This window comes from Enterococcus sp. FZMF, assembly GCF_030263915.1.
Lineage (GTDB): Bacteria > Bacillota > Bacilli > Lactobacillales > Enterococcaceae > Enterococcus_D > Enterococcus_D casseliflavus.
In genome coordinates, this window is the sequence record NZ_CP127160.1 from 2,397,880 (window position 1) to 2,409,738 (window position 11,859).

10 protein-coding genes are annotated in these 11,859 nt (G+C 39.2%); all 10 read right to left on the reverse strand.

The genetic code is table 11. The features are described from left to right. The 10 genes from QN079_RS11655 to QN079_RS11700 are packed head-to-tail and all read right to left on the reverse strand — an operon-like array spanning position 1 to position 11,856. On the reverse strand, positions 1-4,887 hold the full coding sequence (locus tag QN079_RS11655) for a phage tail spike protein (protein ID WP_289229794.1): 4,887 nt from the start codon (positions 4,885-4,887) through the stop codon (positions 1-3). Beyond that, on the reverse strand, positions 4,887-6,932 hold the full coding sequence (locus QN079_RS11660) for a distal tail protein Dit (RefSeq protein ID WP_289229795.1): 2,046 nt from the start codon (positions 6,930-6,932) through the stop codon (positions 4,887-4,889). Before QN079_RS11660 ends, QN079_RS11655 begins: the two co-directional genes overlap by 1 nt. Beyond that, a complete protein-coding gene (locus QN079_RS11665) occupies positions 6,929-9,325 on the reverse strand; it encodes a phage tail protein (protein ID WP_289229796.1) in 2,397 nt (798 codons plus the stop codon). Before QN079_RS11665 ends, QN079_RS11660 begins: the two co-directional genes overlap by 4 nt. Then, the gene (locus tag QN079_RS11670) at positions 9,326-9,706 is read right to left on the reverse strand and encodes a DUF5361 domain-containing protein (RefSeq protein WP_213359874.1); all 381 of its coding nucleotides are present in this window, start codon (positions 9,704-9,706) and stop codon (positions 9,326-9,328) included. An 11-nt stretch (positions 9,707-9,717) separates the two neighbouring features. Continuing rightward, complete coding sequence (locus QN079_RS11675) at positions 9,718-9,981, reverse strand: hypothetical protein (protein ID WP_213359869.1); 264 nt, start codon at positions 9,979-9,981, stop codon at positions 9,718-9,720. After that, positions 9,978-10,556 (reverse strand): phage tail tube protein, encoded by a 579-nt coding sequence (locus QN079_RS11680; RefSeq protein WP_289229797.1) that lies wholly within the window; start codon positions 10,554-10,556, stop codon positions 9,978-9,980. The genes QN079_RS11675 and QN079_RS11680 overlap by 4 nt, the downstream gene beginning before the upstream one ends. A gap of 11 nt (positions 10,557-10,567) precedes the next feature. Then, positions 10,568-10,903 carry a hypothetical protein gene (locus QN079_RS11685; protein WP_289229798.1) on the reverse strand — a complete coding sequence of 112 codons (336 nt, stop codon included), beginning with the start codon at positions 10,901-10,903 and terminating at the stop codon, positions 10,568-10,570. After that, positions 10,904-11,140 carry a hypothetical protein gene (locus QN079_RS11690; RefSeq protein ID WP_289229799.1) on the reverse strand — a complete coding sequence of 79 codons (237 nt, stop codon included), beginning with the start codon at positions 11,138-11,140 and terminating at the stop codon, positions 10,904-10,906. Further along, complete coding sequence (locus QN079_RS11695; protein WP_289229800.1) at positions 11,133-11,471, reverse strand: hypothetical protein; 339 nt, start codon at positions 11,469-11,471, stop codon at positions 11,133-11,135. The genes QN079_RS11690 and QN079_RS11695 overlap by 8 nt, the downstream gene beginning before the upstream one ends. After that, positions 11,413-11,856, reverse strand: coding sequence for a phage Gp19/Gp15/Gp42 family protein (locus QN079_RS11700; protein WP_213359854.1), 444 nt, complete (start codon positions 11,854-11,856; stop codon positions 11,413-11,415). The genes QN079_RS11695 and QN079_RS11700 overlap by 59 nt, the downstream gene beginning before the upstream one ends. Between the last annotated feature and the right edge of the window lie 3 nt (positions 11,857-11,859).

Below are 11,859 nucleotides of genomic sequence, written 5' to 3' on the forward strand. Positions count from 1 at the left end.
CTAGACGTCTGCAGCTACAAAACTTCCTGCAATGTTGAAAATATTTCCAGCATCATTGGTGACATAACCAAACCCACCACTAGCTGATCCCAGTCGATAATTAATATAAACTCTTCCATTTGATTCCACTGTGATCATAAAAATGGACGTACCAGATCCCTTCCCTACCCATTTAACAAGATTTGCGGGCCTTAGACCGACTGGTAAGGTACAAAGGGTATAGTCGTTATTTGTTGTAGGCAATGAATTGTTGTTACTAAATGCTCCAGCTAACGAAACCATACGACCTACTCGTGTAGCTGTTGGATGGTTTCCAGAATTGACATCGTTGCTATACTGAGAAAATCCTGATGCCGGCATTAAACTTGTTTTTTGAATACTATATAAATCTTGAAACGTTAAATTACCGCCTCGACCTTGACTGTCAGTCATTCCTAATCGATAGGCATCCAAAGATAAGGTCCTGCTTGGGGTTGTAGTCTGCGACCCTGTAAAATCTACAAGCTGGAGTCCATCATGAGCAAATAGTGAAAATCCATTATTTGCTACTACTCCTGTTTGCTTGTTATAAATTTCGTAGTCGTTTCTAAAACGACCTTGGGCCATAGATAGAGTTCCTTTTCTATACTGAGTCCCTCCAGTTACCACTAAGATGTCGTAGTCCGAGTACAAACCAGCGCCTTTAATAGAAACCGCATTAAGTGATCCTGCAGTTATTTCTCCTAAGTTGGCACTTAGTGCATCAAGAGATTCAACCGCTAATGTTGCACTTGCATATTTCTTTTTTTGCCAACCGCCCTTATATGTGTATACCGCCACAATGTTTTCACTTGTTGTTGATTCAGTTTGAAACCATGTAGCTCCTTCTGTAGTATCAGTGGGTTGAGTAGGCTGCATATAGGCAACCCCCATAATACCTCGATCACCTTTCGGGCCGGTTAGTCCCTGTGGTCCTTGAGGTCCAGTTGCTCCGGTATCGCCCTTATCTCCTTTAATTAATGACCATGAATAATCTGCGGCGTTCGTACTTTCAGTGGCAGTCGTTTTGTTATATGCTAATCCGATGTAAGTTTTACCTGTTGGACTATCCGACATTCCTGCACCAGTAGCAGATGTGGCATACTTGATCCATGTATAGAGTGTTTGTCCATTATCTCCTTTAGGCCCTTGTGCTCCATCTGATCCCTTGATCAATGACCAAGTATAATCTGAGTAATTTGTTGATTCAGTGGCAGTCGTTTTGTTATATGCTAATCCGATATATGTCTTTCCAGTTGGGATATCTGACATACCACTAGTAGGAGTATCTGCATACTTCAACCAAGTGTAATATGTTTGACCATCAGATCCTTTCGGTCCTTGGATACCTTGGTCCCCTTTTTCACCCATTTTTGCAGCCGAATATCCTGATTCATTTGTTCCATCTGTATATGTCCAAGTAGTTTTGGTCCATAAAAAAGATCCTGCTGGCACAGTAGGTATTGATGTAGTCCATCGGGTAGTTGGTTTTACAGTTCCAGAAGATGAAGATGCGTATTCAATTTTCGTACTCGAAATTCCTACACCATCTTTACCAGCAATACCGTCTTTACCATTATTACCATCGGCACCAATTCGAGAAACGCTATAACCCATTTCACTAGTATTATCAGTGTAAGTCCAAGTTGTACGAGTCCATAAAAAATTGCCAGCTGATACAACTGGTACTGTACTTTGCCAACCACTAGAAGGCGCTGTAGTGCCATTTGAAGAACCAGCATAACGTATAACTGTTTCTTTTAGCCCTACGCCGTCCTTACCAGCAATACCATCGGCACCTTTAGCACCAGTATCACCCTTATCACCTTTGGCACCCATTTTGGCTACTGAATAGCCGTCCTCTTTTGTACCATCTGTGTACGTCCAAGTAGTTTTAGTCCATAAGTAGTTGCCTTCAGCTACAGTAGGTATAGTTGTAGTCCAGCCACTTGTAGGTTTAGTGGTTCCATTTGTTGAACCAACATACTGAATTAATGTACTTGCAATACCCACGCCATCTTTACCAGCTATACCATCAGTACCGTTATTACCATCTTTGGCATTATAGCTAACAGTATAACCAGCCTCACCAGTGTTATCTGTATAAACCCATGTTGTTTGAGTCCACAAGTATTGTCCTTTAATTAATGTTGGAACCTCAGCAGTCCAACCACTAGAAGGCGCTGTAGTGCCAGAAGTGCTTTGCGCATACATAATCTGCGTTGACTTAATACCTACACCATCTTTGCCTGCTACACCGTCTTTCCCGCTGGCTCCTGTCCGCCCCATTAAAGCGTTGGTAAATCCCTGCTCTGACGTGCCGTCTGTATACTGCCATGTGGTGCGTGTCCAAAGATACTGACCTGCTGGCACCGTTGGAATAGTTGTACTCCAACCACTAGTAGGCTTAGTAGTTCCAGAAACTGCGCCAACATACTCAATGACAGTATTACTGATACCAACTCCGTCTTTACCAGCTACGCCATCATTACCATCATTACCATCTTTAGCGTTATACGATACTGTATAACCAGTTTCAGTAGAGTTATCAGTGTATGTCCAAGTAATTCTAGTCCATAGGTACTGACCTTTTACAAGTGTTGGAACTTGTGCGGTCCATCCAGCCGACGGTGGAGTAGTGCCACTTGTTGATTGCGCGTAAGTAATATTAGTATCTGAAATACCAACACCATCTTTTCCCGCTATTCCATCTTTACCATTTTCACCGGACTGACCTAAAATTCTTTGCCAAGTATATTTGCTTGGATCTGTAGATTGAACGGCATCAAAAGTTGTATAAGTACCACTATAACTTGGAAATGCTCCGAAGAAGTCTTCGCTTGGCGCTGGTGTATAGATAGTAGCTGTATCAGTGGACGATCCAACCTTTTCTATTTTAACGTTAGTGATCTCAAAAAAATCACTAGTATCATAAACGCTATAAAACTCAATCGTATCGTAGTCTAGCGTTGCGTCAGTCCGTTTAGTAAGTTCCACATTTACTTCTATTCGGGTTTTTTCAGTCCCTATATTGCGTACTTGTTTATTGGTAAATGTGAAAGGTCCTTTACGGTTTGTGTTATATATCTGCAACTGTAAGCCTTTAAGCATTACAATGTCAAAAGATATAACAGCCCTATCTCCTGATTTGAAATTGTCGATCCATGTAGACCCGATATTGAGCGTTTGGTATTCTTTTTTCGATCCAGCTGCAGCTTCCAGGTCGCCGATTTTGGTGGTTTGGCTACCTAAAAAATAGTTTTCATTGGGGTACTGCGTTGTAAAGCGATCCGTACCGTCTTCACTCCAAGCGTAGGCCTGGTAAATATGAGCGTCTTGTCCGTCTTCGCCTTTGACTAGCTGCCACTTATAATCACTGGGATTAGTTGATTCTGTAGCTGTCAACTTGTTCGTTGCCAAACCAATATAATATTTTCCAGTTGGATCGTCTGTCATATTGGTTCCTTGATAATCATCCGCATACTTTAACCATGTGTAAGTAGGTTGCCCATTTTCTCCGGGCGGACCAGGTACGCCTTCACCAACAAATTTCACCCAAAGGCCTCGATAATCGGCCGGATCATCACTGGCTGTTGGCACACCCAGAACTTGCTTAATGGCAATGTATGTCTTTCCTGATGGTAAAGGACTGATTCCATTACCATCTTCATCGTCAGCATAACGAATCCAAACATAAGTCGTTGCTTGCCTTAATTGCTCAGCCAGATCTTTCAGTGACTGACTGATTGTGCCTTCTTGTATAAGATAATCTCCCAAAGTTGCTTTATACTCAGTCGTTGAATAAATTCTTGCAAGTTCTAATACACGTGCACTTAGAAATAATTTCTCATTCTCATCCACCAAATAAATCGTATCCCCAATACGAACGTTATCAGGTAGATTGGCTATATCTGTTTCATAATTGATTGCTGGCTGACTCACTTTTTCAAGTTCACGGATGACATTATCACAAAGAGTTTTTTTGTCAGTTGTTTCGTAGGTCTTTACTCTCTGGATATGGCCTGCATTAGGGTTGGGATTGCTGTTTGATAACAGTCGACTCCAAATTTTCACTGACTCCATATCTTGCATGACACCTGATACTTTGTTTAACACGAATCGGCCATTCGGATCACTGTAGTTATAGCCCTTCAAATTAATCGGTTCATTTGCTCCCTCTGGTGTTCCTCCAGTAGCTGAAATAGCAGTACAAAGATCATAAATATTTGCCTTTGTCACAATGTTATTGATATCTTTATCCATATACAAAGTAACTCGGTTATCCGTTCCTCGTCTCTTTCGTACTTCCAAAAACCTTTTGACTACTTGAGTTCCTGATATTTCAAATGAGAAACTAAATTCAGCATTATCAAATTGGGTTGCCAAAGAAAGCAACCGAGCGAGTAGAGTTTGGCTTTCACTTTCCCACTTCAAGGTTCTAGTGAGGTTACTTACTTCATTAATACCGATTTCAAACCCAGTATCCCCTGCAAATAAAGTAAAATATTCAGAAAAAGTCATGGCCCTTGGTGCGCTGTATGCATCTACCAATCCATTGATTAAATCCATTCCAGCATCTTCTGCTCTAAAAAAATGTTCACCTTCTTTAGGATCATGTTCTAGTTCCATAATCGTCATAAAAATAGATTGACCCTGTTCATCTTTATATAGAACATAATTTCCATAGTTAGCCATTTCTTTCACTTGATCACGTTCTTTATCCGAAAAAATAAGCGTGCCTTCGAATGTTCGAGAAGCAGCGCTTATACTTAAAATATCTTGGTCATCATAAATTGATATAGGTGCCGCAATACTGGTAGAGGCAATCCCGAGCAAGTTAAACTTCCGATCCGTGAAATAGAAATCCATCAAATATGCGCCCCTCTCAATTCAACTTCAAAATCAAACATATTAGCCCATGTACTAGCTACTGGTAATAATGTTGTTGTACCAGGTTCTATTGCAAAACGATCCCATGTGTTATCTAAGCTATGAAGTTTATAGTTCTCCACACCGTTCACTGAAACTTTCCTATTTTTTATATCTATCTCCAAAATGTCTCCGTCATCAAAAAGATTGGGAATGTTTGTAAATACTGATTCGTTTGTCCAATTAAACTTAGTGTCAGTCCAATCCATTGAAACAGATTGATAAGCCCCAAATTTCATGAACCATACATTCATTGCATCGATCCCAATTCCATTAAGTGTCGGTTCATTAATACTAAATATCTCTACGGCAGAAGCATTCACAGTATCTCCTGTGAATGAATGCCACATCGAAAATTTAAATGTAATTTCTGTCTTTGAAATACGAGAGATAGACATTTCCCAAAAACTGCCATTCCATTTTTTACGATCAAGATTAACCGTCTTAAGCGTTGTATCAAAGCAATTAAACTCTACTATTAATTGCTCGTTGCTAGGTGTTCCGTCCCTTAATACAAGTGAAATGACTGGCCCACTGTCATTTTGCAAAGTAAATTGGATTCTCCCACCTCCGATTTTGGTTGGTTTAAAATTAAATCGGTTTATCCACTCGAAGTTTCCAGTTGTTTGATTACTACTGTTTTTAGGGATCTCTTTGTACATCAATGGGCCAATCCATACATTTACATTATCTGCAGGAAAGACTGGCGTTGCACCTTCTGGATTTACTTGCCAATCAATGGTTCCATCGATAATGTTAGGTGTATCTGAATTTTGTCTAAAATAAGGATAATGAGGTTTTGCTTTTGAACTGTTCAATTCGAACTCATCTCCATTATTTCTCATTTGAATGCTTATTACTTTTTCTGTTCGATCACCAGAAATCATATCAATTTCTTCCACGTTCCCAAATTGAAGAATTCCTTCGTTTTGATTAACGATTCCTACTAGTCCATTTTCTCCATTCATGGATGCCCTTAAAATCGGCCAAGTTTTATATGTCCCGGGATTTGTGACTGCTAGGTAATTCGACATTTCTTTATTCGGTTCAGAATAGTTAGCCAGTTCCGAACCTAAATTAAACTGTGGCTTCGAATAAGAAACTGCACTTCCTAAAGCTAAACATGTTATCATGTTTAGCGCTTTGGCATTTGGATTTGAAATAGAAAAATTAATATCTAAGTTTTGGAAATTGCCCAAATTTAAAGCAGCAGGTTTCACTTCATGAGAAGCGAGAACCTTACCGCCTGCATAGTCTAATTCTTGAATCACCATTACTGCCGTATCTTTTCCTGTTGAATCTCCCTCAAAAGCTTTATCTATACGGACCGCTACACGTCCCCAAACCTTATCTCCTTGTTTCAGTTCAGGTAAATTCCGTGCTGTACTGTTAATATTTTGCATAATATAAAATACTTGGTACTTTACTTCACCCTTATCAGCTATAGTGTTTGTGTCGCTTAAATCAGCGCCTAAGATGTTATGAGAACCGTTCGTTTCATTTAATCGAGCGGTCCATTGCTTATAATATTTGTCTTTTTTTCGAAACTCCGGATCTAGGACCTGATTCTCTGTACTATTGATTGATATATTAGAAAAAATCCGTGGGTTAACATCATAGGAAACACCATCAGGTACAATCCAATTAATCGTGCCATTGCCAGCTCTAACGATATCATCAATTTCTACATCGCCAGTTGGAACTGCATACCAAAGTTTATCTGGTTCATCACTAAAAATTAATGATTGTGGTTCTTTTTGAGCAATGATTTTTGCAAGTATACGTCTTTTTTCATTTACATTACCTACTAGTGCGAATCCCATTGGAATTGTTCGTCTTCCTACGGTTCTGTCAACATATTTTTCACCATCAGATCGACCAACTTTTTTCATATTATATTCTATCTCTGGTAACAAACCTCGATCAAGAGAGGTCACTATCATATTTTCTGTAATATCATAGCCTGCATACATTACTTTGATCACACAATCCCCTCCTGATTTCTTTTTTGCCTACGTTGCATCTTCTGAATCTCTTCCCAAGTGAATTTAGCTGTAGCTTTCCCCATTTTTCTGCCTTCTATTTCAACTGTAACAGGTATTTCAAGCACGCTTCCATCTACAGAAGAACTTCCTGCTAATTCAGGTGTATATGCTGTACTGGCTAATTTATTTGCCGCTATTGAACTATTTATTCTACTTGCCTCAAGAACCATCTGACCTGATGGACTAAACTCATTACTGATTTTTTCGGCCATACCTGAAACGTTTTTTTGCACGTTCTTAAAGTTTTCTTTTAAGCTATTATTAAAACCACTCATAATTGCTTTACCAGCAGGTATCAATAATTTTTTATCGTAACTAATTGGGCCTTTATTCTTTTTGATCCAATCCGCAATACCACCTACAAAGTTTTTAACTGCTCCCCATGCTGATTGCAATCCCCCTAGGAACCCATTCATGATAGCCCTACCTGCTCCACTCAAACTGATATTTTTAAGGCTGTTAAATATATTTTTCACGTTATTTACAATTCCACTAATGCTTGAAGCTACACCAGAAATTGCGCTTCTCATACCATTCCAAGCTCCTGATACTCCAGATTTCATCGCATTACCAGCACTACTCATCCCACTGAAAAATGAACGAATCCTGCTGACCACACTTCCAATGACATTTCCCACAGCTGAAATTACTGCTTTAATCCCATTCCACGCAGCACTAAGCATACTTTTCAAAACATTCCCTGATGCCCCTGCACTCGTGAAGAAAGATCTTATTGAAGTAATTACAGAACCTATACTTTTCCCAACAGTCGAGATAATCGCTTTTATATTATTCCAAGAACTAGTCAAGATTGCCTTGAGAGAGGTTCCTGCACCCCCAAGATTTGCAAAGTAGCCAATAACTGTCCCTACCCATTCTGCAACTTGGGTCAACGCTGGCACACATGCCTTAAAAGCATCTACCAAAAACGAGATTACTGGTGTCAAAAATCCTATAGCAGTAGTTATAGTATCAAATGTGGCAGATACTCCAATCAGAATTCCTTTAAATACACCTCCGAGAAATGCCCCAACCACTTGTAAAACTGGCATTAGTGCATCCGCAAGAACTGCTATCAACGGTTGAGCTGCATTCCACATTTTCACAAAAGAATTTACTACCATATCGATTGCAGGACTGACAATACTCATCATTGTACTGAAAGCATTTGTAATTGCTGGGATAATTGCAGAAATTAAAGCCTGTAATCCACTAAAATCAAGTTTAGTAAATGCAGTAGCAATTGTACTGATAATCGGATTTATTGCTGACACAACAGTTTGAAACAACTGGGGTAGCTGACCAAAAGCTGTTCTAAATGCTTGGACTATAGGGTCTATTGTTTTTTGGATGTTGGGCAATAAGGATGACATGCCACTCCCGATTCCTAATTGGCTCAACAATTCTCTACCACCTGCCAAGAATTTAGGGCCTGCCTCTTGAAATAATGTAGAAAACACTACTGGCAATCCCTTTAGAATGTTTCCAACCATCGGAATAAAATTATCAAATAAAAATGTTGATGTAGTCTGTGCTAAAGCTTTCAGTGAGGGTTCAATATCTCTTCCTAGTGATAAATTACCTAGTACATTTGAAAAGGCGGATTTCATAGATGTGAACGATCCACTAAATGTTTCAGCAGCTTCTTTGGCTGTTGTTCCAGTAATACCTAGTTCTTCTTGAACTGCATGAATCGCACTATAGACATCGCTCAAATTGTTGATATCGTATTTAACACCTGTTAGCTTAGTAGCATCGGCAAGAAGTCGTTCCATCTCCGTTTTTGTTCCGCCATATCCGAGTTTCAAGTTATCCAACATAGTATAGTTTTGTTTGGCAAAACCTTGGTAGGCGTTCTGAATATCGCCCATATTCGTCCCCATCTTATTGGCATTATCAGACATATCAACCATTGCCATATTTGCTTTGTCAGCTGCCTTTTCAGTATCACCACCCATGGATTGCAATAAACTCGCACTGAAACTTGTGACATTTTCCATATAATCATTTGCTGATAATCCGGCAGTTTTATATGCCTCATCAGCATACTTCTTAACTTTATCAGCACTACCTTTAAAAAGTGTTTCTATACCACCTAATGATTGTTGTAAATTTGCACCTTCTGAAAGCGAAGATGATATTATTTTCCCTAATGCCACACCAGCAGCTGCAACTGCCGCAGCAGCTGCTACTTTAATTCCTGTGCCAATCTTCAATCCAGCACTTTCTCCTGCAGCAGCTGCTTCTGGATCAAGTTGCTTTTGAATTGACCCACTAATCCCTTTGGCAGAAGGCATAATTTGCACGTACGCACTTCCTAACTCAATAGCCATTTACTCACCTCCATGGATCGCGTTTCCTAAAAGTTGCTGTCTCATTTTTTCAAAATCCTCACCAGAATCAAATATGATTTCTTCTTTCTCACGTGGATTATTTTCTGATAATTTATGCAATATTGACTCAGGTCGATTTACATTTTTTTGTCCATCTTTAGTTTTCGTCCAAAGCAAAAGTCTTAAATTATCACTAATCCCTGCCAAAAGGAGAGTGTCTAGAGGGATTTTTTGTCCACTTAGCTTCATTTTTATTCTGGACGTTTCTCTCAAACCGCAAGAAAAAACAGCTACCATAGAAGCTGGCAGCTGTTTATAATCATAAATTTGATAAGTTTCAGCCAAATCACAAACTAGTGCATCTTCATCTACACTAATCATTCCGGCGAGGATTAAGAGTTTTTTGTTTGTGCTTGGTTTTGAAAAATATTCCCCAATTCTTCTATCATCTTTTCAGCTGGAACAATACCATCTTCATCACGTACATGCTCTTTTAATGCACTGGCTTGCTCTTGTCCAAGCAAAAGTTTTAAGGCTTTGGGAATAAGTGTTGGATTTTCGTCAACTTCGGTAATTACTTCTAAAAGTTCGTAGTTATCCAATCGCTTTTTTTCAATGGAGTATACAAATCCAGAATCTGTTTTGCCTTCAATCATTCTGTTTCGCCTCCTGATGTAGTAGGACTTTGGATATACTCGAAGTGAGTATTACCTTCTTCATCTGACGGAACAGCCGTAATAGTCGTTTCATACCCTACTGCATCCGCATCTGTATAATTAATTTCTCCAATTTCAGATACTTTCGCATTAGGAATAACGATTCTTTTTAGATTGCCGCCTTTTAGAATCATATCAACAACAATCGCATGTTCTTCTAGTTCTTTCGAATTAGCTTTGATCTCAATTCCAGTGGCTAAAGTACCGGATACGTTTGTTGATCCATACACTTCTTTAAGCACCTCAACGTTTGTTGCTTCAATCAACGTATACGTAAAAGTGTCTTCTTTTTCGGTTTGTACCGAAGCAACAGTATCCCCTCCCCAAGCTTTAATATTTTCATTTGATGGAGTATTTGAGTTAGTCATACCGTCTTCTGAAATGTAACCCAAAGGTTTGAAAGCAGCATTCAATTCTTCTTTAGCATTCGTGGGTACTGTTGTTCCCAATGGTGCCGAATAAATAGCTCCACCTACCTTGGGTTTAGCTGTTGATACATTTTTTGCATCTGACATTTTATTACCTCCTAATAGTGAGTGATATCAAAAACAGCTTGATATCGATATTCTTTCGTAGTTGTATCCGTATAGTTATAATCACTGTTCAACTTGATTCTGCTAATTTCATCAAGTGTGATTAATTCTTTTAAAACTGCCTTCAGTTCAGTATTCAACACAGCTGCTTTATATAATGTTGGTGCATAGCTTTGAAATGCATACGTTGAAGAAGAAATTTGATTATTTTCTCCACTACCAGTCTTTTCAAAAAGAACGTAGCTTTCTGGCATCTCTCCTTGCTTTTCTAAGAAAGACGGCACAGACAAATGACTATCCAGAAAATTCTTGATTACAATTTCGATCATTTATCTCACCGCCTTCAGCAACGTATTATTTTTCATGTTGTCCTTTTTCGCTTGATATGTATCAGCATAAACCATCGCATTCGCCCTGGTCTTTCCAACAAACGTATCTTGTTTATATCCTTCTCCTGCACGATTACGCACAGAAGTTGCCTTTTCTTCAAGAACAGCTTGCATTGCATCTGATTTCATCAAACTAGCAACACCACTACGATTTAATTTAAATTTCAAATTAGCCATAGCGCTCCACCATCACTTTCTTATTCCAATCAAGTGGGATTAAATCTTCGATACCCTCGATAGGAAAACCAAAGGTACGCCAGCGTTTGCCAAAGAATTTTACTTCCTTGTCTTCCCAATCATTAGTATCTCCTTTAGGGATTGCCAACGTATATACAGCTTTTTTGCCCGTTAAAGTAAGTTGATTGACAATATCATCAGTTGAAGTAGGGCTGACCAAGACATTTTCAACATCAATATCTGTTTCTTCGTAGATTGGATTCCCGAATGGATCAGTTCCCGTCTTGGTCAAATCCACCAATTGAATTGTTATGCCTTTCATAAGTGCCATAAGGTTCGATCACTCCCATCCGCTGCCGTCTTAAGCCAAGGCGGCTTAATTCGCTATTCTTAATAAATAAACCGCCTCCGGGGACAAGGTAAGATCCAGAAACGGAATAACCCAATGCCCCTTCTGCATACTGGGTCATAGGCTCCTGATCAGTTGATGTCATTAATGTTCTAGCTACAACATCAACAGTTACCGATTTAACAACATTCAAAAAGTAATCTGGTTTCATACTAATCATATTGTCCAAATCTTTACCTACCTTATCAGCTTCCATTCGTAAAGAATCAGAAACGACATCAAGTAATTCAGTAGCACGTGTAGTTTCTTCTGGCTTAAGGGCACGCCATAGGTTTGATAAATCATCAATAGTTGCAAAGGCTGCCATGAA